At 56.3% G+C, this 18,469-nt stretch carries 29 protein-coding genes and 1 pseudogene; 29 read left to right on the top strand and 1 reads right to left on the bottom strand.

Annotation, left to right across the window (positions count from 1 at the left end):
- Nucleotides 1-54: 54 nt before the first annotated feature.
- From HPY73_07875 to HPY73_07735, 29 genes and pseudogenes are all read left to right on the top strand, one after another.
- A complete protein-coding gene (locus HPY73_07875) occupies nucleotides 55-1,056 on the top strand; it encodes an archaeosine biosynthesis radical SAM protein RaSEA (protein ID QLH75358.1) in 1,002 nt (333 codons plus the stop codon).
- 20 nt (nucleotides 1,057-1,076) lie between these two features.
- Entirely contained in the window at nucleotides 1,077-1,397 is a 321-nt protein-coding gene (locus HPY73_07870; GenBank protein ID QLH75357.1) for a DUF5611 family protein, read from the top strand.
- Between the two features lie 291 nt (nucleotides 1,398-1,688).
- Nucleotides 1,689-2,690 carry a 50S ribosomal protein L3 gene (locus HPY73_07865; protein ID QLH75356.1) on the top strand — a complete coding sequence of 334 codons (1,002 nt, stop codon included), beginning with the start codon at nucleotides 1,689-1,691 and terminating at the stop codon, nucleotides 2,688-2,690.
- 3 nt (nucleotides 2,691-2,693) lie between these two features.
- Entirely contained in the window at nucleotides 2,694-3,470 is a 777-nt protein-coding gene (locus tag HPY73_07860) for a 50S ribosomal protein L4 (GenBank protein QLH75355.1), read from the top strand.
- Nucleotides 3,471-3,472: 2 nt separating this feature from the next.
- On the top strand, nucleotides 3,473-3,751 hold the full coding sequence (locus HPY73_07855; protein QLH75354.1) for a 50S ribosomal protein L23: 279 nt from the start codon (nucleotides 3,473-3,475) through the stop codon (nucleotides 3,749-3,751).
- 10 nt (nucleotides 3,752-3,761) lie between these two features.
- The gene (locus HPY73_07850) at nucleotides 3,762-4,466 is read left to right on the top strand and encodes a 50S ribosomal protein L2 (GenBank protein QLH75353.1); all 705 of its coding nucleotides are present in this window, start codon (nucleotides 3,762-3,764) and stop codon (nucleotides 4,464-4,466) included.
- Nucleotides 4,467-4,472: 6 nt separating this feature from the next.
- Nucleotides 4,473-4,934, top strand: coding sequence for a 30S ribosomal protein S19 (locus HPY73_07845; protein ID QLH75352.1), 462 nt, complete (start codon nucleotides 4,473-4,475; stop codon nucleotides 4,932-4,934).
- Nucleotides 4,935-4,948: 14 nt separating this feature from the next.
- Complete coding sequence (locus tag HPY73_07840; GenBank protein ID QLH75351.1) at nucleotides 4,949-5,395, top strand: 50S ribosomal protein L22; 447 nt, start codon at nucleotides 4,949-4,951, stop codon at nucleotides 5,393-5,395.
- A 1-nt stretch (nucleotide 5,396) separates the two neighbouring features.
- Nucleotides 5,397-6,128, top strand: a complete 732-nt coding sequence (locus HPY73_07835) for a 30S ribosomal protein S3 (GenBank protein QLH75350.1) — start codon at nucleotides 5,397-5,399, stop codon at nucleotides 6,126-6,128.
- Nucleotides 6,128-6,328 (top strand): 50S ribosomal protein L29, encoded by a 201-nt coding sequence (gene rpmC / locus HPY73_07830; GenBank protein QLH75349.1) that lies wholly within the window; start codon nucleotides 6,128-6,130, stop codon nucleotides 6,326-6,328. Before HPY73_07835 ends, rpmC begins: the two co-directional genes overlap by 1 nt.
- Entirely contained in the window at nucleotides 6,328-6,627 is a 300-nt protein-coding gene (gene yciH / locus HPY73_07825) for a stress response translation initiation inhibitor YciH (protein QLH75348.1), read from the top strand. The genes rpmC and yciH overlap by 1 nt, the downstream gene beginning before the upstream one ends.
- A gap of 6 nt (nucleotides 6,628-6,633) precedes the next feature.
- On the top strand, nucleotides 6,634-6,894 hold the full coding sequence (locus tag HPY73_07820) for a ribonuclease P protein subunit (GenBank protein ID QLH75347.1): 261 nt from the start codon (nucleotides 6,634-6,636) through the stop codon (nucleotides 6,892-6,894).
- Between the two features lie 4 nt (nucleotides 6,895-6,898).
- The gene (locus tag HPY73_07815) at nucleotides 6,899-7,228 is read left to right on the top strand and encodes a 30S ribosomal protein S17 (GenBank protein ID QLH75346.1); all 330 of its coding nucleotides are present in this window, start codon (nucleotides 6,899-6,901) and stop codon (nucleotides 7,226-7,228) included.
- A gap of 5 nt (nucleotides 7,229-7,233) precedes the next feature.
- Nucleotides 7,234-7,632 carry a 50S ribosomal protein L14 gene (locus HPY73_07810; protein ID QLH75345.1) on the top strand — a complete coding sequence of 133 codons (399 nt, stop codon included), beginning with the start codon at nucleotides 7,234-7,236 and terminating at the stop codon, nucleotides 7,630-7,632.
- A gap of 9 nt (nucleotides 7,633-7,641) precedes the next feature.
- Nucleotides 7,642-8,016, top strand: coding sequence for a 50S ribosomal protein L24 (locus tag HPY73_07805; protein ID QLH75344.1), 375 nt, complete (start codon nucleotides 7,642-7,644; stop codon nucleotides 8,014-8,016).
- A complete protein-coding gene (locus tag HPY73_07800; protein QLH75343.1) occupies nucleotides 8,013-8,723 on the top strand; it encodes a 30S ribosomal protein S4e in 711 nt (236 codons plus the stop codon). Before HPY73_07805 ends, HPY73_07800 begins: the two co-directional genes overlap by 4 nt.
- An 8-nt stretch (nucleotides 8,724-8,731) precedes the next feature.
- Nucleotides 8,732-9,232, top strand: a complete 501-nt coding sequence (locus HPY73_07795) for a 50S ribosomal protein L5 (protein QLH75732.1) — start codon at nucleotides 8,732-8,734, stop codon at nucleotides 9,230-9,232.
- Entirely contained in the window at nucleotides 9,229-9,375 is a 147-nt protein-coding gene (locus HPY73_07790; GenBank protein ID QLH75342.1) for a 30S ribosomal protein S14, read from the top strand. The genes HPY73_07795 and HPY73_07790 overlap by 4 nt, the downstream gene beginning before the upstream one ends.
- 9 nt (nucleotides 9,376-9,384) lie before the next feature.
- Nucleotides 9,385-9,774, top strand: coding sequence for a 30S ribosomal protein S8 (locus HPY73_07785; protein ID QLH75341.1), 390 nt, complete (start codon nucleotides 9,385-9,387; stop codon nucleotides 9,772-9,774).
- 10 nt (nucleotides 9,775-9,784) lie between these two features.
- Nucleotides 9,785-10,333: a 50S ribosomal protein L6 gene (locus tag HPY73_07780; GenBank protein QLH75340.1), complete on the top strand. Its 549-nt coding sequence runs from the start codon at nucleotides 9,785-9,787 to the stop codon at nucleotides 10,331-10,333.
- Nucleotides 10,334-10,461: 128 nt separating this feature from the next.
- On the top strand, nucleotides 10,462-10,995 hold the full coding sequence (locus tag HPY73_07775) for a 50S ribosomal protein L32e (GenBank protein ID QLH75731.1): 534 nt from the start codon (nucleotides 10,462-10,464) through the stop codon (nucleotides 10,993-10,995).
- A 12-nt stretch (nucleotides 10,996-11,007) separates the two neighbouring features.
- Complete coding sequence (locus tag HPY73_07770; protein QLH75339.1) at nucleotides 11,008-11,463, top strand: 50S ribosomal protein L19e; 456 nt, start codon at nucleotides 11,008-11,010, stop codon at nucleotides 11,461-11,463.
- Nucleotides 11,463-11,963 (top strand): 50S ribosomal protein L18, encoded by a 501-nt coding sequence (locus HPY73_07765; protein QLH75338.1) that lies wholly within the window; start codon nucleotides 11,463-11,465, stop codon nucleotides 11,961-11,963. Before HPY73_07770 ends, HPY73_07765 begins: the two co-directional genes overlap by 1 nt.
- 1 nt (nucleotide 11,964) lies before the next feature.
- A complete protein-coding gene (locus HPY73_07760; protein ID QLH75337.1) occupies nucleotides 11,965-12,648 on the top strand; it encodes a 30S ribosomal protein S5 in 684 nt (227 codons plus the stop codon).
- 4 nt (nucleotides 12,649-12,652) lie between these two features.
- Nucleotides 12,653-13,117: a 50S ribosomal protein L30 gene (locus tag HPY73_07755; protein QLH75336.1), complete on the top strand. Its 465-nt coding sequence runs from the start codon at nucleotides 12,653-12,655 to the stop codon at nucleotides 13,115-13,117.
- Between the two features lie 22 nt (nucleotides 13,118-13,139).
- Nucleotides 13,140-13,568: a 50S ribosomal protein L15 gene (locus HPY73_07750; protein ID QLH75335.1), complete on the top strand. Its 429-nt coding sequence runs from the start codon at nucleotides 13,140-13,142 to the stop codon at nucleotides 13,566-13,568.
- A gap of 12 nt (nucleotides 13,569-13,580) precedes the next feature.
- Complete coding sequence (gene secY / locus HPY73_07745; GenBank protein QLH75334.1) at nucleotides 13,581-15,161, top strand: preprotein translocase subunit SecY; 1,581 nt, start codon at nucleotides 13,581-13,583, stop codon at nucleotides 15,159-15,161.
- Between the two features lie 3 nt (nucleotides 15,162-15,164).
- The gene (locus tag HPY73_07740; protein QLH75333.1) at nucleotides 15,165-15,839 is read left to right on the top strand and encodes a DUF106 domain-containing protein; all 675 of its coding nucleotides are present in this window, start codon (nucleotides 15,165-15,167) and stop codon (nucleotides 15,837-15,839) included.
- A pseudogene (locus HPY73_07735) lies at nucleotides 15,836-17,338 on the top strand (RNA-guided pseudouridylation complex pseudouridine synthase subunit Cbf5). Before HPY73_07740 ends, HPY73_07735 begins: the two are co-directional and overlap by 4 nt.
- Here the strand turns inward: HPY73_07735 and HPY73_07730 are convergent.
- On the bottom strand, nucleotides 17,332-18,363 hold the full coding sequence (locus tag HPY73_07730; GenBank protein ID QLH75332.1) for a hypothetical protein: 1,032 nt from the start codon (nucleotides 18,361-18,363) through the stop codon (nucleotides 17,332-17,334). The pseudogene HPY73_07735 and the gene HPY73_07730 overlap by 7 nt on opposite strands.
- Between the last annotated feature and the right edge of the window lie 106 nt (nucleotides 18,364-18,469).

Genomic DNA, 18,469 nt, shown 5'->3' with positions numbered 1-18,469 from the left:
AGGTATTTTTATAGAACCATCGTTGATGACCATTGACAATTTGAGAGGTCTAGGATGAGAGCGGAGCGACAAGACCTGGACAGGACCAGCCCTGTCACGATATGGAAAGAATATGACATGATAGGTGATAAGAAGGTCAGGGCGATGGTCATCATCTTCAGGACCCGGGGGTGCTGGTGGGCCCGAAAGGGCGGTTGCACCATGTGCGGATATAATGTTGAGAGCCTCGATGATATAACAAAGGAGGACCTGATATCACAGATCGAAAAAGCTTCAAAGAGGTACGAAGGAGAGGAGATGGTCAAGGTATATACCTCTGGAAGCTTCCTAGATGACAACGAGTTCCCTCCTGAGGTGAGGGATCTTCTATTCATTACCTTCGCCGGGACTGAGCGCATCCTGTTCGAGACCAGGCCCGAGTTCGTCACAGAGAAAACATTGGCCAGCATACCAAAGGACAGGTGTTATGTGGCATTGGGCCTGGAGACCTGTGACGACAAGGTACGGGCAAGGTGCATAAAGAAGGGGTTCACGAAGGAAGATTACCAAAGGGCGGCCGGTCTGTTGAAGATCAATTGTGTTCCTGTGAGGACCTATCTCATCCTGAAACCTCCGTTCCTGACAGAAAAGCAGGCTATGAACGACGTCATATGCTCTGTGGAGTTCGCGGCACCATATTCTGATTCGATCTCGATCAACCCTCTCAACATCCAGGCAGGGACACCAGTGGAGGAGGTCTGGAGACGGGGGGACCTCAGACCGCCATGGCTCTGGTCCCTTGTCGAGGTGCTGAAGAGATGCCGTTCCATGACGGACGTGAGGATCATGTCGGCCCCTTCCGGCGGGGGGACCCCGAGAGGCGTGCACAATTGCGGCATCTGTGATAGAAAGATTCTTGATGCCATCGAGAGATTCTCCTTCTCCCAGCACCTGGAAGACCTGAACGGCCTGGAATGCCCGTGTAAGGCTAAGTGGTCTGCAGAGGTACACCTCCAGGGTGCGATGAGGACATCTGTGGACATATCAAAACATATAGAAGATGGGCCAGAGCTTTGAGCGGTTTATGGTGATAAAAAATGGACTACGACATAAAAAAAGGACTTTCCTCTTCATTGGAGGGCGACGGGCTCATGAACATCGTCAAGGAGGTCTTCGGTAATGCCATGGTCGAAGGGGACCTCGTTGTGTCCTCTTTTGGCGCCCTAGGAAGACTGGAGACCAAGCTGCTCAGCAAGTCGTCGCTGTTTGTTTCCACTCAGATGAAGAAAGATGTGACACCAGAGGTCGGGGCAGAGACGATCAAGAGGTATAACATCTTTCTTGAAAAGGCCACGGGTTACACTGCAAAGGAAAGGGCGAAGAGGGCCCAGAAAAAGGCCAAAGAAGGTAAGCTTTGAATTGTTGTATCTGCCAGCTTGCGTTATTCAAAGCACACTTCTGTCAATGCCAAATACCCTTGGAATAACGGATAGTATTTATATAACTACTTTTATGGGAGTGCGCTCAACGCATTGAGGACGTTCGACCAGACTCCTTGGGCAATGTGCAAACATCCCTCAACCGCTATCCAACAACATTCTGGATGGCGACAACAGAGTCACGGTCGAAGGTGCAGATCTCAACACTCTTGAGACATAGCGTTAGCAACCAGAGAGTGTACTCTCTCACACGAAGCGAGAGGGGGATATATGCCAAACAAGAGACGTCCAAAGCAAGGCTCTATGGCCTATTCGCCAAGAAAGAGAGCTTCAAGACAGACACCGAAGGTGGACCATTGGCCCGAGATCAGCGAAGGCCCTAAGGTCCAAGGGTTTGCCGGTTACAAGGCCGGGATGACCCATGCATTGATGGTAGACTATAGAAAGCAGAGCACGACGGCCGGACAGGAGATCCGTATACCGGTGACCGTGGTGGAGGTTCCGCCGATGAAGGTCGCTGCCATCAGGCTCTACGAGGCCACCCGTTATGGCCTTAAGACGGCAGGAGAGGTCTGGGCGACCGGGCTGGATGAGATGCTGTCCCGTAGGCTTCCGATCCCGAAGAACTATGAACAGGACAAGGCCTGGGAAAAGATCAAAGGATTGGACATCGAGGACATCCGCATACTTGCGTATACCCAGCCGAAGATGGTCAACGGAGTGCCGAAAAAGGTACCTGAGCTTATGGAGCTCAGGATCGGTGGCGGCACGATGGACAAGAGGATGGAGTATGCAAAGGGCATCCTGGGCAAGGAGATCACCTTCAACGACTTTGCCAAAGAGGGCTCTCTTATCGATGTGTCCGCCGTCACCAAGGGGAAGGGGTTCCAAGGAGCGGTCAAGCGCTGGGGACTGAAGCTCCTGTCCCATAAGAACAGCAAGCACCGCCGTATGGTCGGTACCTTGGGCCCGAAGAGGCCAGGGTATGTCAGGAGCACCGCCCCGCAATCCGGTCAGATGGGGTACCACCAGAGGACCGAGGTCAACAAACGCATCATCAAGGTCGGGGAAAAGGGAGAAGAGGTGAACCCGAAGGGCGGATTCCTGCATTACGGCGATGTCAGGAACTCATACGTACTTATCCATGGCTCCGTGCCGGGACCGAACAAGCGCCTCGTGCGCCTCAGGGACCCGATCAGGAAGTACGGCGCCGATCTAAAGGAAGCGCCGAACCTGGTGTACGTTTCCATCGAATCCAAGCAGGGGGCGTAATAAATGACAGAGAATAATGGTAAGGTCAACGTCTACTCATTAGAAGGGGACGTCGTGAGGACGATGGAGCTACCGTCCGTCTTCAGCACTGAGTTCCGCCCCGATGTGATCCATCGTGCTGTTGTTGCAGAGGAGGCGAACCGCAGGCAACCTTATGGACCGAGCGAAGGGGCGGGCACCCGTCACAGCGTCTCGACCTGGGGAAAGGGACGAGGTGTGGCCAGGGTCCAGAGGCTGGCGCAGGGAGCAAAGGCTGCTGAGTCCCCGAACAATGTGGGAGGGCGCAGGGCGCTGCCACCAAAGCCTGAGAAGGACTACTCGAAAAAGGTCAACAAGAAGGAGAGGGCGCTCGCGAAGCTGTCTGCATTGGCCGCGGTCGCGAACAATGCGGTTGTCAAGGCCAGAGGTCACCACTTCGAAGACGAGGTCACGCTGCCCGTCGTGGTAGAGGACAAGATCGAATCCCTCAAGACGACCTCGGAGGTCTACGACGTATTGAGAAGCATTGGCATCGATGCGGACGTCGAAAGGGCCAAGGAAGGCAAGAAGGTCCGCGCGGGCCGTGGGAAGATGAGGTCCCGCAGGTTCCGTTCGCCCCGAGCGCTTCTGATAGTCGTATCGAACGAGAAGGCCGACCTATTCACCGGTGCGAACAACCTACCGGGCGTCGAGGTGGCCTATGCCGATAAATTGAACGCTGGAATGCTAGCACCAGGTGGCAACCCTGGTAGGTTGACCGTGTTCTCAGAATCGGCCATCAAGAAGATTGGAGAGTGGTGAGAATGGCGAAAGACGTTCTCTTGCATCCGTTCGTGACCGAGAAGACCATGAACTACATGACCGGCACGGCCTCTCAGGATTACAAGGACGGCAACAAGCTGGAGTTCATAGTCGACAGGAAGGCCACGAAGGCGGATATCAAGAAGGCCTTCGAGGAGAGGTTCCAGGTCAAAGTATCAAAGGTGTGGACCAAGACCTCCAAGGACGGTAAGCATGCCATCGTCAAATTGGCTGAAGGCTACTCGGCCGAGGACATCGGCATGAGGATAGGAGTGTTCTGAGGGGAGTGACATGGGCAAAAATCTAAGACAGCAGAGGCGCGGCCGTGGCGGCATGCAGTACCGTTCACCGAGCCATAGACATGTTGGTGATGTGAAGCTCCCCCTCGAAACCCTGAAGGGGGGAAAGGTTGTGGACATACTTCATGCTCCGGGCAGGCTCTGCCCAGTGGCGAAGGTCGACTTTTCTGGTGAGACCGTTGTCATGCTGGCGGCGGAAGGGGTCATGGTCGGCCAAGAAGTCTCCGTTGATGGGTCTGGCGCAGTGAAGGCCGGCAATGTGATGCCGCTTTCCGCGATCCCTGAAGGTACCCTTGTGTTCAACATAGAGGGTCGCCCGGGAGACGGGGGCAAGTATGTGAAGGCAGCAGGCAGCTCGGCCACGGTAGTGACAAAGGGGGAGAAGGTCGTCATGATGATGCCTTCTGGCGCATTCAAGTCGTTCGATCCCCGCTGCCGTGCGGTCGTCGGGATCGTTGCGGGCGGAGGTCATGGAGAAAAGCCATTCGGAAAGGCTGGCAACAAGTTCCATGCGTACCGCAGCCGGAGCAAGGCCTATTTCAAGGTCAAGGGCATAGCGATGAACCCTGTCGACCACCCGCATGGAGGTGGGGGTCACCCGCACGTGGGAAAACCAAGCACTGTTTCGAGGAACGCACCGCCTGGACGTAAGGTAGGACGTCTCTCGCCGCAGAAGAAAAAGAAGGGCAAGAGGTGAAAGTAGATGGCTGATGAGAAATTGACCGGTACGAAGTCCTCACGCAGGAAGATGAGGAAGAAGAAGACCGCCATCACGGCCAGGAGGAAGAAGGAGTTCACCTACCGAGGCTTCACCATGGAGCAGCTCCAGGAGATGCCGTTCGAGGAGGTCCTGGAGCTCATGCCCTCCAGGATCAGGAGGACCTTCATCCGCGGATTCAACGATGAGCAGAGGACCGCGTTCGAGAAGATAAAGTCCGGCAAGTACGAGATTGTCCGTACCCACCGCCGGGACATCCCGATCGTCCCCGAGTTCGTCGGCCGCAAGGTGGCAGTATATAATGGCAAGGAATTCAAGGAGATAGAGATAAGGCCAGAGATGATCGGCCACTATCTGGGCGAGTTCAGCCAGACGCGCAAGTCCGTGAAACACTCCGGACCAGGTGTCGGTGCGACAAGGTCCTCGAAGTTCCTGCCGCTGAAGTGAGAGGTGATCTGGAAATGGTTGGATATACACAAGAGGCTGACCCGGACACGACCTCCCGCGCCATCGGCAAGGAGATCCCGATCTCCCCAAAATTCTCACGTGAGATCTGCCAGATGGTCAAGGGAAAGAAGGTCTCCGTTGCACTTCAGATGCTTGAGGAGGTCGCCGAGCTGAAGAGGCCGGTCCCCATCCGACGCTATAACATGGGCGTCGCCCACAAGAGGGGGGTCGGGCCGGGAAGGTTCCCGGTCAAGGCCGCCAAGGCGATCACCAAGGTCATCGAGAGCGCAAAGCAGAACGCTGAATACAAGGGGCTGGACACCGAGAACATGCGCATCAAGGTCATCGCCGCCCACCTGGGAAGGACGATACCTGGCTACATGCCACGCGCGCATGGCCGGAGCACACCCTGGAACCAACAGACGGTCAACATCGAGGTCATCCTTGAGGAGATGAAGTAAAATGGCTAGCGAGCGCAAATTCGTTGCTGAGAACATCAGAAGGACGCTCCTTAAGGAGTACCTTATGAAAACGGTCGACAGGGCCGGCTTTGGTGGAGTGGATGTCCAGAGGACGCCCATGGGCACAAGGGTCACCCTGATCACTGAAAGACCTGGAATAGTGATAGGGCGCCGTGGTTCAGCGATAAAGACCCTGACCAAGGCCATAGAGGACAACTTCAAGTACGACAACCCGCAGATCGAGGTGCAAGAGGTGGATAACCCTAACCTCAACGCCCAGATCATGGCCGAGAAGCTTGCCTTCGCACTTGAGCGCGGATGGCACTTCCGTCGTGCGGGCCACTCCACTGTCCGAAGGATAATGGACAATGGTGCCAGAGGATGTCTCATCGTCCTTTCAGGGAAGCTATCTGGGGAGCGCCACAGGACCGAGAAGTTCAAAGAGGGCTACATCAAGTACTGCGGTGACTCCCGCCTTAAGTTCATCAAGACGGGCTTCGCGGTTGCTAAGCTCAAACCAGGCGTCATCGGCGTTAAGGTCGAGATAATGGACCCGAACGCAAGACTTCCTGCAGAGATCGATGTGCTCGGTCTGGACAAAGCCAAGGAGGCGCTACCTGACATGATAGAGCAGCTCCTTCCAAGGAATGATGTTCCAGATGCGATAGCCGTCCATGACCCTGAGCCTGTCGAGACAGACGTGGTGCAGGAGAACAAGGAGGTGTCGAGCTAATGGCGCTGATGAGGACCGCCGAGATCCGGCAGATGAGCCCCGAGGACCGTGCAAAAAAGCTGCGCGAGCTGAAGGACGAGCTTATGCATGAGCGCGGGGCAGCGGCCATGGGAGGCGCACCAGCGAGCCCTGGAAAGATCAGGGCGATCCGGACGAACATAGCCCGGATCCTCACCATCCAGAAGGAGGAAGGGAAGTAATGGCTGAGATCTGCTCCGTGTGTGGACTGCCGAAGGAACTGTGCATGTGCGAGGAGATCGCACGCGAGCAACAGTCCGTGAAGATCTACACCGACAGCCGACGTTATGGTAAGATAGTCACAGTGGTCGAAGGCATCGACTCCAACGATATCGACCTGGATGACCTGGCCAAGAAGCTGAAGAGCAAATGCGCGGCCGGGGGCACGGCAAAGGACAACAAGATCGAGCTCCAGGGCGACCACAAGAAGAAGGTCAAGGAGTTCCTGGAAGAGATGGGCTTCAAGACCGAGGTAAGATGATCGGGCATGGACAAGAGGGATTTCATGAGGCGAGAGTTCATTGGGACAGAGGTCGAGGTCGTTTCCTCCAGGCACCGTGGCTATCTCATAAGGGGCACGGTCGTGGATGAGACGAAGAACACCTTCACCCTCCGTTCTGGTGGAAAGGAACGTGTGGTCCCTAAGTCCGGCAACGAGTTCGAGTTCACATATGAGGGCAGAAAGGTCCAGGTCAAGGGATCGGAGATCCAGTACAGACCTGAGGACCGGATCAAGAAGATAAGGTGATCTTATGAATGGTGAGGTCAAGGACATTGGCATTGATGTAAAGGCCCCGCAGGGTGTCTGCGAGGACAAGCATTGCCCCTTCCATGGGGAGCTTTCCGTAAGGGGCCAGGTGATCGATGGAGTGGTCGTTTCCATGAAGATGGAGAAGACCGCTGTCGTCGAGAAGAACTATCTGAAATACGACCACAAGTACGAGAGGTACGAGAAGCGCTCGAGCCGCTACTCCGTGCACGCCCCGCCCTGCCTTGGTGTGAAGGCAGGGGACGAGGTCAGGATCATGGAGTGCAGACCGATCAGCAAGACCGTGTCGTTCGTCATCATTGAGAAGAGGTGAACACCGTGAAGGGATTGGCTGGCAAACAGACTAAAGGGATCTGCACCGGAAGCGTGTTGGACGTCATCGACAACACTGGTGCAAAGACGATCAGTGTCATCGCTGTCCCCGGATATCATGGTGTCACCCGCCGGTACCCCAGCGCGGCGGTCGGTGACATAGTTGTGGCATCGGTCAAGAAAGGGACGCCTGAGATGAGAAGGCAGGTCGTCTATGCGGTCATCGTCAGGCAGAAGAGGCCCTTCCGCCGCCCGGATGGTACAATGGTCGTTTTCGAGGACAATGCCGCCGTCATCACGACGGAAGAGGGAGAGACAAAGGGGAGCGACATAAAGGGAGCGGTGGCGCGCGAGGCCGCTGAGAGGTGGCCGCGCATAGCAGCGACCGCGTCTACCATCATCTGAGGTGAGAAAATGACAAAGAGCGCAAAGGCAAGGAAGCAACGCAAGGCGCAGCATAATGCACCGGTCCATGTGAAGAGCAGGATGGTCGCATCGCACCTCAGCGACGAATTGAAGAAGGAGTACAAACGCCGCTCGGCCAGGGTCGTCAGGGGAGACACCGTCAAAGTGATGCGCGGGGATGCAGATATAATCGGCCTCGAGGGGAAGGTCACAGACCTCGACCTTAGCTCCGGACGCGTCTACATAGAAGGAGTGACGATCGCCAAGGCGGACGGCACGATGGAGGCGCGCTCAGTGCACGCGTCCAACCTGGTCATCACGAAACTAGAGACCAAGGACCCGTGGAGGAAGAGCAGGCTCCAGAAGAAGGAGGTTTCTGCATGAGCAGCGACATGAAGAGATTGATGGCCCCTAGGTCTTGGGCGGTCCCGAGGAAGAAGAGCGTATGGATCACTGGGACCAACCCGGGAGCGCATAGCAAGCAGACGAGCATGTCCCTCATGGTCGTCATCCGTGACATGCTGGGCCTCTGCGACACCTATGCTGAGGGGAAGAAGATCCTGTCGAACCGCGAGGTCCTCGTGGATGGCAGGGTCGTCACAGAGGAGCGGTTCCCGGTCGGACTGATGGACGTCGTGTCCATCCCGAAGTTGAACCAGAACTATAGGATGATGCTAGACAGGAAGGGCAAGTTCCGCCTTGTGCCCATATCGGAGGGAAAGGAGAAATGGAAATTATGCCGCATTGATGGCAAGACCACCCTGTCCGGAGGCAAGGTCCAACTGAACATGAACGATGGCCGATGCATCATCGTCGAGAAGGATGTCTGGAAATGCGGTGACGTCGTCAAGATCGAGCTGCCTTCGCAGAAGATCCTCGATACCTACAGACTTGCCAAAGGCAACGTCGCGTTCATCATCAGCGGCTCCCATGTCGGTGAGCTGGGCGTCATAGACGAGTATATCATCGAAAGGTCCTCGGCCCCGAACCTGGTCAAGATGAAGGATGGTATCTTGACCATCAAAGAGAACGTCTTCGTGGTAGGGAACAAGGTCCCAGAGGTAATATTGCCGGAGGCGAGCGCGCTATGAGCGATGTAATGAGGCAGCCTAGGATCGAGAAGGTCGTGGTCAATATAGGCGTTGGCGAGGCAGGTGACAGGTTGGTCAAGGCCCAGAAGGTCCTCGAGATGGTCACCAAGCAGAAGCCGAAGATCACGACCGCGAAGGTCACCAACAGGGACCTGGGCGTCCGTGAGGGGATGCCCATCGGATGCATGGTCACCCTGCGCGGCGAGAAGGCAGAGGAATTCCTGAAAAAGGCCCTTTGGATCCGGGAGAACAAAGTATATATGTACTCCTTTGACCCGGAGGGGAACCTCTGCTTTGGGATAAGCGATTATACTGACTTCGAAGGCATGAAGTACGACCCTGAGATAGGCATATTTGGTATGGACGTGTGCGTGAGCATACAGAGGCCTGGCCGAAGGGTCGCCCGCAGGCGCATCATGAGGAGGAAACTTCCCCATGTCCATAGGATGACCCGGACAGAGGCCGCGAACTTCATGAAAGAGAAGTTCAAGGTGGAGGTGGTCGAGTGAAGCCAAAGAAACAGTTCGGGCGGTCAAAGGGCTGCACGCGCTGCGGTCGGAAGAGGGGCATAGTCAGGAGGTATGGCATGCATCTGTGCAGGCAGTGCTTCCGCGAGATCGCTCCGCAGATCGGATTCAAGAAATATTCATGAGGTGAGCAGATGCAGAGCGACCCATTGAACGATGCCATGTCAACGATCAAGAACGCGGCCATGGTCGGTAAGAGCGAGTGCATCATCAAGCCCTCCTCGAAGCTGATAGGACGCGTATTGAAGGTCATGCAGGAGAACGGTTACATAAACCAGTTCGAGTTCGTAGAGGATGGAAAGGCCGGGGTCTTCAAAGTGAAGATGGAAGGCAAGATAAACAACTGCGGTGTCATAAAGCCGCGGTACTCCGTCAAGAAGGTGGACCTTGAGATGTTCGAGGCCAGGTACCTGCCTGCGCAGGACTTCGGTGTCATCATCGTATCTACCACCGAGGGCGTGATATCGCACGTCAAGGCGAAGGAGCTAGGGGTCGGCGGGAAGCTGCTGGCCTATGTCTATTGAGGTGATCGGGATGGTTGTTACAGGGCACTTAGTGGAAAAGATAGAGGTCCCAAAGGACGTCCAGGTCACCATGACAGGCACCAGATTGACCGTGAAGGGCAAGAAGGGCAGCCTGACACGTGACTTCGACCATATGACCGTCAAGGTCAAGGTGGAGGGTCAGCACATCGAGGTCAGTTGTGACATGCCGCGGGTGAGGGAGAAGGCCGTCGTGGGCACCTTCGCAGCGCATATCCGCAACATGATCGAGGGTGTCACCCACGGGTATGAGTACGAGATGAAGATAGTCTACTCCCACTTCCCGATAAAGGCCTCGACGAAAGGTGACAAGTTCATCATCGACAACTTCCTTGGAGAGAAGGCACCAAGGTCCGCCAATATTATCGGAGATACCAAGGTCCAGATAAAAGGGAATGATGTCATCCTGAGCGGAGTGGACCTTGAGTCGGTCTCACAGTCGGCAGCGAACATCGAAAGGGCGACAAAGATCAAAGGGTTCGACCCGAGGGTGTTCCAGGATGGAATTTACATCGTCGAGAAGGCAAGGAGGGCGAACTGATGGCAAAGAAGAAGGAGATCAAACAGCTCTCCGACCTGCCTTACTACAGGAAGGAGTACACTGAACAGCTGAAGGCGATGGATATCGAAGACCTCCAACAGCTCCTCGATGCGCTGAAGGACGAGAAGATGAAAAAGAAGATCGTCGACGACCTTGACGGGGTGGGCGACAAGATCGCCGACCATTGGATCGAGGTCATCGAGGAGACCGGACTGAAGGCCTCAGAGAAGAAAGAGGCCGAGGTCGTGGAAGAGGGCGAATACGTCGCAAAGAAGAAGCCGGAGCTCAGTAAGGAGAAGAAGGCGCTGCTGGAGCTGCGTAAGGAGATCGACGACCGGAGACCCCCGTTCCTGAGGCAGGAATGGTTCCGCTACCAGAAGCTAGAGGGCAAGTGGAGGAAGCCGCGCGGGATCCACAGCAAGCAGCGCCGGCACTACGGATATCGCCCGACGATCGTATCGATCGGGTTCCGTGGCCCTGCAGAGGTCCGTGGACTTCACCCCAGCGGATTCGAGGAGGTGATGGTCTTCAACCCATCACAGCTTGATGCTTTGGACCCGAAGGTCCAGGCGGCGAGGATCGGCGGGACGGTCGGCAGCAAGAAAAGGAAGGACATCATCTCAAAGGCGGACGAGATAGGGATCCGCGTACTCAACAGATAAGGACGTGAACATATGGATCTTAAGAACCAGAAGCGCATGGCGGCTGACATACTCGGCTGCGGTGAGAGCAGGGTCTGGATCGACCCCAACCGCATCGAGGACGTCGCGGACGCCATTACCCGGGCTGATATAAAGAAGGCCATTGATTCCGGGTCCATCCGCGCAAAGCCCAAGAAGGGCGTATCCCGTGGCCGCGCCAGATATAAATTGGCGCAGAGGTCCAAGGGCCGCAGGCGTGGACAGGGCAGCAGAAAGGGTCCCGCAGGAGCGCGTACCCCGACCAAGAAGAAATGGATCCAGACCATCAGACCGATCCGCACGACGTTGCGTGGGCTGAAGGAAGAGGGGAAGATCTCCCGGTCGACCTACCGCGAGTTCTATAGGAAGGCCAAGGGCGGCATGTTCAGGAGCAAGCGTCAACTGTTGCTGCACCTTAGGACAGAAGGTCACCTTAAGGAGGGTAACTGATGGCAACCGGACCGAGATATAAAGTTCCGTTCAGGCGCCGCAGGGAAGGCAGGACGGACTACAGGCAGAGGGCAAGGCTGCTCCGTGCACGTGTGCCAAGGGCGGTGGTGCGCATCAGCCTGAGGAACGTCAGCGTTCAGATAGTCGATTATGACCCGAAGGGGGACAGGGTCCTGGCCACCGCCCACTCTCGCGAGCTCGTCGAGAAGGGATGGGACAAGGCCTGTGGGAACCTGCCAGCAGCATACCTCACCGGATACCTGGCCGGGAAGAGGGCCAAGGAGAAGGGCATAGACGAGGCCGTCCTTGATATAGGGCTCAAGGTGCCCGCGAACGGGTCGGGCGTCTTCGCGGCCCTGAAGGGGTTGCTCGATGCGGGCGTCGAGATACCGCATGGGGAAGAAGTGATCCCCTCAAAGGACAGGCTCATGGGAAAACACATCGGAGACGATGTGGAGAAACTCGTTAATGACGTTAAGAACCGCATGGAGGCTGACTAAGATGGATTGGGTCCCGAAGACGAGATTGGGCAGGATGGTCCTCAATGGAGAGGTCACCTCGATGAGCCAGGCCCTGGCAACAAAGCTCCCCCTCAGGGAGCCTGAGATCGTGGACATCCTCCTGCCGGACCTCAAGGACGAGGTCATAGACGTCAACATCGTCCAGCGCATGACCGATTCTGGAAGGAGGGTCAAGTTCCGTATCACCGTGGTCGTCGGCAACGGCGACGGGTTCGTAGGGATCGGAAGGGCGAAAGGCAAGGAGGTCGGTCCCTCCATAAGGAAGGCGATCGATAATGCGAAGCTGCATATGATCGAGATCAAGCGTGGCTGCGGCTCCTGGGAATGTGGGTGCGGCACACCGCACTCAGTGCCCTTCGAGGTCACTGGCAAGGCAGGCAGCGTCGAGGTCACATTGAAACCGGCCCCGCGCGGTGTGTCCCTTGCGGTAGGGGATGTCGCAAAGAGCATCCTGACCCTTGCAGGCATAAAGGACAGCTGGGGATACGTCGGAGGCCACACGAAGACCACGGTCAACTACGCCTACGCCACGTTCAATGCCCTGAAGGCGACGTCAGAGTTCCGGGTCACCGAAGAGCAGGAGCGCAGGCTCAAGATCGTGTCAGGACCGGTGATGGTCCACATCGCGGAACAGGTACCTGCGGACGTTAAGAAGGAGGAGTGATCCCATGGCATACGCGATAATTAGGGTAAGGGGGCACTCCGGTGTCAACCAGGATATCGAGGACACGATGCAGCTGCTGAAGCTAAACCGCATCAACCATTGTGTCGTCCTCCCTGAGACCGACTCGATAAAGGGAATGCTCCAGAAGACCAAGGACTATGTCACCTGGGGGGAGATCTCGGACGAGACCCTCGCCAAGATGATCAAGTTCAGGGGCAGGCTCATCGGCGACAGGCCGATCGATGATGAGGTCGTGAAGGCAGGGAGCAAGTACACCTCGATCATCTCTTTCGCCAAAGCGGTGAACAGAGGAGAGGTGAGGTATTCGGAGCTGAAGGACGTGAAGCCTATCTTCAGGCTCACTCCGCCCCGCAAAGGATATGAGGGGAACAAGAGGTCCTTCCAGAACGGCGGGGCCCTTGGATACCGAGGCGAGAAGATAAACGACCTCATCCAGAGGATGATGTGAGACTGAACGACAGGTGAAGATAATGGTTAGCAGGACCAACAAGTTCAGGGGCACCAGGACCCACGGGCGCGGCAAGAAGAGCGGGCGTGGCGCAGGCAAGCATGGGGGTACCGGCAACGCCGGTCTGCACAAGCACAAGTCCATGCACATGCTGAAGTACATGCCAGACCACTTTGGCCGCCATGGGTTCAAGCGCCCGCAGAAGGTCGTCTCCGCGAAGATAACGATGAACGTCAGCGACCTGCAGGAGAACCTTGAGTCGATGATGAGGGATGGTTTCGCCGTCAAAGAGGGGGGGACCATAAAGGTCGACCTGGTCAAGATGGGCGTCGACAAGCTCCTCGGCTCGGGGCAGATCACTGTCGCGGTCGACGTGACGGTCGCAGAGTTCACAGAGACGGCCAAACAGAAGGTTGAAGAATCAGGCGGGCATATCCTCCAGCCACAGTAATAAGGGATGGAGATGGCGGAAGAGAGGAAGAGCAGGCTCTATAAGCTTAAACCGTTCACCGACAGGCTCCCGGCCGTCAAAAAGCCGGAGGGCCACGTCCACTTCAGGACCAAGATGCTGTGGGTCATCGCCATACTCGTCCTGTACTTCGTGATGACCAATGTGTATCTTTACGGGCTCGACCAAGGAGAGACGATCGACCTGTTCGCACAATACCGTGCGATATTGGCAGGGGCGTCAGGTTCGCTGATGCAGCTTGGCATCGGCCCGATCGTCACCGCGTCCATCATCATGCAGCTGTTCGTGGGGGCCCAGATAATCAAGCTGGACCTGACGAACAAGGAGGACAAGGCGGTATACCAGTCCACACAGAAGTTCCTTGTCATCGTGATGATATTGGTCGAAGCTGTACCACAGGTGTTCGGTTACCTTGTGCCTTCCGATACTTTCGTCAATGGGATGAACGGCCTCGTCGGAAGTGACGGGTGGTTCGACGGCCTTGCCCTGGCGAGGATCATAATCATCGCACAGCTCTTCGCTGGCTCCTACATAGTGTTCCTGATGGACGAGGTCGTGTCCAAATGGGGCATCGGGAGCGGGATATCGCTCTTCATTGCAGCGGGGGTCGCACAGGCATTGGTCACAGGTACCATCAATTGGGAACCGACCGACCCCACCAAAGATGTGAGCACTTCCAACCTTCCCGCCGGAGCGATACCTAAAACCCTTTACATCATCCAGAACACGTCCTCGGCAGGCCTGGTCAACGGGGGCTATGAGCAGATCTTGTTCCAGCCTCCGAACCCGATCGTGGCCTTGGTGGGGACGATAGCCATATTCATGTTCGTTGCTTGGATCGAGTCCGTCAGGATCGAGCTGCCGCTGGCCCATGGGACCGCCAGAGGTGCCAGGGGCAGATACCCGATCAAGCTCATCTACGCATCCAACATCCCGGTCATCTTGATGGCGGCCCTACTGGCCAATGTCCAGATGATAACACTTTTGCTCTATACGAACGACTCCCTGAAGAACATACCTCTGATAGGGGGCAATTGGATGCTAGGATATTACCCGCCTGGCACAAACACCCCGGAGGCGGGACTGGCATGGTATGTCTCCTCCCCCCAGGGATTGTACAGCTGGTTATTGCCGATCATAAATCCAGATTCCTATGGGTATCTCGCTGCGGACCATGGTTCCATCCAGATCATCGTGAGGGTAATAGTGTTCTTCAGCGTGATGGTGATAGGTTCCATACTCTTCGCAAAGTTCTGGATCATGACCACCAACATGGGCCCTGAACAGGTCGCAAGACAGATCGAGTCGTCCGGACTGCAGATACCTGGCTTCAGACGGGACCCGAGGGTGCTCAAGAGGGTGCTCGAGAGATATATCCCGATCGTAACCGTGATAAGCGGGTTCACCGTCGGCGCCCTTTCAGCGGGCGCGGACCTCATAGGGACCGTAGGGAACGCTTCAGGCACTGGTGTGCTTCTAGCGGTAGGCATCATGATACAACTTTACGAGGCCATTGGACGAGAACAGATGATGGAGATGCATCCTGTTCTGCGCGGTTTCTTCGGAGGCGAGTGATAGATGGCAGATAAGGTGCCCGCGTCACAGGTCCCACCGGTCAACCCGCCCAAGCCCAACAGCTCCACCTTCATGACCATCTTCATGTTGGGGCTGGCATTGATCGTGCTTCTTGATAATGATCTGAGGTCCGCGCTTGGAGGGGCGGTAGGGTTCGTGTTCCAGCCGATCATCGGGTTCGGATATGATTATCCTATCCTGACCCTGGTCCTTGCAGGCCTTATCATGACCTCCCTTACCACGGCATTGCGGCCTCTGTTCACGGACTATGTGAAGCAGGCTGAGAGCCAAAAGATCGTGGGGGCTTATAACAAGGAGCTGCGCCAGGCCCGGAAAGAGAACAACATGTACAAGATAAAGAAGCTGCTGGAGCTTCAGCCCAAGATCATGGAGAAGTCCTTGGAGCAGACGAAGAGCCAGTTCAAGCTGATGCCCATCAGCATGTTGATCATCATACCGATCTTCGCTTGGCTTGCCGTGTTCGTGGGGGACCTGGAGTCCTCCAAGTTCGCGGTCCCATGGTCCGACAGCGCGGACTTCCATCAGACCTATGTCCTACCGGCATGGATACTGGTCTACTCCTGCGTGACGATACCTTTCGGACAGGTCCTGGCAAGATCGATGAGATATTACTCGTTCAAGAAGCGCTTGAAGGAGCTGGCGGCGCAGGGAAAATGAGGATCACGATCAGCGGGCCCATCGGCTCTGGGAAGACAACGGTCTGCACCCTCCTGTCCAACAGGTTGGGCATCAGATGTGTCATCTCAGGCAGGATATTCAGGCAGATGGCCGAGGAGCAAGGGCTCTCCCTTGCTGAGTTCGGCCGTCTTGCTGAGTCCGACCCAAGGTTCGACAGGATGCTCGATGAGCAGATGGTGGAGACCGCAAAGGCCAACGAGGATGTGATCCTGGAGGGGCGGTTGGTCGCGCACATGTTGAGCAGGAACGGGATCCCTGCATTGAAGGTATATCTTGATGCACCTCTTTTGACAAGGGTCATGCGCGTGATGGAAAGGGATGGTGGCGATCTTGAAAAGGCCAAGGCCGACCTTTTGGAAAGGGAGGAGTGCGAGGCGGTCCGCTACCGTCAGTACTACGGCATCGATATTAGGGACAAGAGCATTTATGACCTCATAGTCGACACCGGAGAATTGACGCCCGAGCAGGTGGTCGACCGCATCATAGAGGCAATGAGGTAGTGTCGCATGGCCCGGTTGGTCAAGGACAGGTCGCCCAAGGACCTTGGGCATGGCAAAATGCCAGAGGAGCGGACGGTCGACGAGCTCCTTCAGGCAGGGGTCATCAATCTGGACAAAGTACAGGGACCTACTTCGCACCAGGTCACGGCGTGGGTGAAGGACATCCTCAAGGTCAAGAGGATAGGCCATGGTGGGACCCTGGACCCGCAGGTCAGCGGGGTCCTTCCGGTCGCATTGGGCAGAGCGACAAGATTGACGGACCTTGTCCTACGTTCTGACAAACAATACGTCTGTCATCTGAAGCTGCACCGGGACCGCCCAGCAGATAAGGTGGAAGAGGTCATCAGGACCTTTGTCGGCGATATCTATCAAACCCCCCCAGTGAGGGCGGCCGTGAAACGGCAGATGCGCATAAGGCGGGTACATTCCATAGACATCCTGGAGATCGATGGCAGGGACGCTCTTTTCAGGGTCGATTGCGATGCCGGGACATACATCAGGACTTTGTGCGTGGACATCGGTGAGGCTTTGGGCGTAGGGGCGAACATGGAATCATTGCGCCGGACCAGGTCTGGTAGCATGACCGAGGATTCCTCCGTCAAATTGCACGACCTCAAGGATGCCGTGGTCATGTACAGGGATGGCTCGGACAAAGAATGGCTCAGGACCATGATACGCCCCTTGGAGGTGCTTGTCGAGCCTCTGCCTAAGACCGTGGTGAAGGACGGGGCCGTGGACGCGCTTTGCCACGGGGCGAGCCTCGCCGCGCCGGGCGTCATCAGCGTGGACGAGTCCCTGTCCAAAGGAGGATTGACCGCATTGATGACCCAGAAGGGTGAGTGCGTTGCACTTGGCGTGGCACTGGTATCAGCACAGGACATGGTCAAGATGGATGAGGGGGTCGTGGTCAGGACCGACAGGGTGCTGATGCCTACAGGGGTGTATCCATCGGTCTGGGGAAAGGGGACGGCTCAATAGCTCATCAACGATTGTTGGCCCTTGGGGTTGGGGACGGGACATGCCTCGATGCCTGTCTCTCTTCTGATGCTCTCTGCCAGTTCCAGGGAATACCCATGCTCCAGGAACACCTTCTTTGGGGAGCATGCCTTGACGAAGGCCATCAGCTCATTGTAGTCACAATGGTCCGATATCGCGAATGCCTCGTCGATGCCGTAGTTGCGGCCCCGATCGAGGCCGCCGCGCCTTCCAGCGGCCCAGCCCGTGACCGTGGCCCTCCTCATTTTCCTTACCCCTCTGTGCCTCTGCATTATCTCCGCGAAGGCGCGTTGATTGTTCGCACCTATAAGGACAAAGGGGCCATCCCCACAGCTGTCCCCCTCTTCAACGTAATCAAGCTCTAATCCACATTTCTTAAGGACCCTGCTCGTGCTAGAGATCGTCCCGTGGACGTGAGGGCCAAAGTCCCTCAACGCATGTATCAGCTCGTGCGTCTTGCCCAGGTTCGAAGAGGTGAAGAGGACCACGGAGTAGTTCTGGGCCAAGCTGTCCTCTATCCAATCCTTCATGATCCCGAACATACGGTCGGTGGGCGGGAACACATATTCAGGTCGGCCATATGTCGCCTCCATGATCAGATAGTCGACCTTCCTCGGCCTCGCTCCCTCTATCCTGAAGCGGTCCCTTGTGCAGAAATCACCTGTATAGAGCACCTTCTGCTCATCGATCTCGATCTCGAACATCACCGATCCTGTCACATGTCCCGCGTTGTACATCGTCACTTTCGGGTGTTCCTGTGGGAGAAGGTCCTTTCCCTTGACCTCTGATATGAACCTCCTTGTGAAGTCCGTGCTGACGATCCTGTTCTCTCCCTTCCTCTCATACTTCGTGGGTATGTGGTCAGAATGCGCATGGGACGTGCAGAAAACGCTTCCTGGAAGGGCGTCCTTCGAGGACAGGCTCCTTGGATCGAGATGACATGCGAACCCTGCCGCTGACACCTCTACACCGTTACCGACCTTTACGGTGAGCGCATCCCCTTCCATGAGGACCGCCTATTGCTCGGCGGATATACAAAAGTTGTCTAACAACACTGTTGCTGGCCTATGACTGGCATACTTTCGGGGACCCCTCACCTTCACCGCTTTATAT

It is taken from the genome of Methanomassiliicoccales archaeon, from assembly GCA_013415865.1.
In the GTDB taxonomy this organism is placed as follows: domain Archaea; phylum Thermoplasmatota; class Thermoplasmata; order Methanomassiliicoccales; family UBA472; genus MVRC01.
Note: the sequence above shows the minus strand (reverse complement) of the source record. Positions and strands in the feature narration are given on the sequence as shown.

Coding starts and splice junctions, on each gene's coding strand:
- HPY73_07875 (QLH75358.1), top strand. CDS start 55: ATGAGAGCGGAGCGACAAGACCTGGACAGGACCAGCCCTGTCACGATA.
- HPY73_07870 (QLH75357.1), top strand. CDS start 1,077: ATGGACTACGACATAAAAAAAGGACTTTCCTCTTCATTGGAGGGCGAC.
- HPY73_07865 (QLH75356.1), top strand. CDS start 1,689: ATGCCAAACAAGAGACGTCCAAAGCAAGGCTCTATGGCCTATTCGCCA.
- HPY73_07860 (QLH75355.1), top strand. CDS start 2,694: ATGACAGAGAATAATGGTAAGGTCAACGTCTACTCATTAGAAGGGGAC.
- HPY73_07855 (QLH75354.1), top strand. CDS start 3,473: ATGGCGAAAGACGTTCTCTTGCATCCGTTCGTGACCGAGAAGACCATG.
- HPY73_07850 (QLH75353.1), top strand. CDS start 3,762: ATGGGCAAAAATCTAAGACAGCAGAGGCGCGGCCGTGGCGGCATGCAG.
- HPY73_07845 (QLH75352.1), top strand. CDS start 4,473: ATGGCTGATGAGAAATTGACCGGTACGAAGTCCTCACGCAGGAAGATG.
- HPY73_07840 (QLH75351.1), top strand. CDS start 4,949: ATGGTTGGATATACACAAGAGGCTGACCCGGACACGACCTCCCGCGCC.
- HPY73_07835 (QLH75350.1), top strand. CDS start 5,397: ATGGCTAGCGAGCGCAAATTCGTTGCTGAGAACATCAGAAGGACGCTC.
- rpmC (QLH75349.1), top strand. CDS start 6,128: ATGGCGCTGATGAGGACCGCCGAGATCCGGCAGATGAGCCCCGAGGAC.
- yciH (QLH75348.1), top strand. CDS start 6,328: ATGGCTGAGATCTGCTCCGTGTGTGGACTGCCGAAGGAACTGTGCATG.
- HPY73_07820 (QLH75347.1), top strand. CDS start 6,634: ATGGACAAGAGGGATTTCATGAGGCGAGAGTTCATTGGGACAGAGGTC.
- HPY73_07815 (QLH75346.1), top strand. CDS start 6,899: ATGAATGGTGAGGTCAAGGACATTGGCATTGATGTAAAGGCCCCGCAG.
- HPY73_07805 (QLH75344.1), top strand. CDS start 7,642: ATGACAAAGAGCGCAAAGGCAAGGAAGCAACGCAAGGCGCAGCATAAT.
- HPY73_07800 (QLH75343.1), top strand. CDS start 8,013: ATGAGCAGCGACATGAAGAGATTGATGGCCCCTAGGTCTTGGGCGGTC.
- HPY73_07795 (QLH75732.1), top strand. CDS start 8,732: ATGAGGCAGCCTAGGATCGAGAAGGTCGTGGTCAATATAGGCGTTGGC.
- HPY73_07785 (QLH75341.1), top strand. CDS start 9,385: ATGCAGAGCGACCCATTGAACGATGCCATGTCAACGATCAAGAACGCG.
- HPY73_07780 (QLH75340.1), top strand. CDS start 9,785: ATGGTTGTTACAGGGCACTTAGTGGAAAAGATAGAGGTCCCAAAGGAC.
- HPY73_07775 (QLH75731.1), top strand. CDS start 10,462: ATGAAAAAGAAGATCGTCGACGACCTTGACGGGGTGGGCGACAAGATC.
- HPY73_07770 (QLH75339.1), top strand. CDS start 11,008: ATGGATCTTAAGAACCAGAAGCGCATGGCGGCTGACATACTCGGCTGC.
- HPY73_07765 (QLH75338.1), top strand. CDS start 11,463: ATGGCAACCGGACCGAGATATAAAGTTCCGTTCAGGCGCCGCAGGGAA.
- HPY73_07760 (QLH75337.1), top strand. CDS start 11,965: ATGGATTGGGTCCCGAAGACGAGATTGGGCAGGATGGTCCTCAATGGA.
- HPY73_07755 (QLH75336.1), top strand. CDS start 12,653: ATGGCATACGCGATAATTAGGGTAAGGGGGCACTCCGGTGTCAACCAG.
- HPY73_07750 (QLH75335.1), top strand. CDS start 13,140: ATGGTTAGCAGGACCAACAAGTTCAGGGGCACCAGGACCCACGGGCGC.
- secY (QLH75334.1), top strand. CDS start 13,581: ATGGCGGAAGAGAGGAAGAGCAGGCTCTATAAGCTTAAACCGTTCACC.
- HPY73_07740 (QLH75333.1), top strand. CDS start 15,165: ATGGCAGATAAGGTGCCCGCGTCACAGGTCCCACCGGTCAACCCGCCC.
- HPY73_07730 (QLH75332.1), bottom strand. CDS start 18,363: ATGGAAGGGGATGCGCTCACCGTAAAGGTCGGTAACGGTGTAGAGGTG.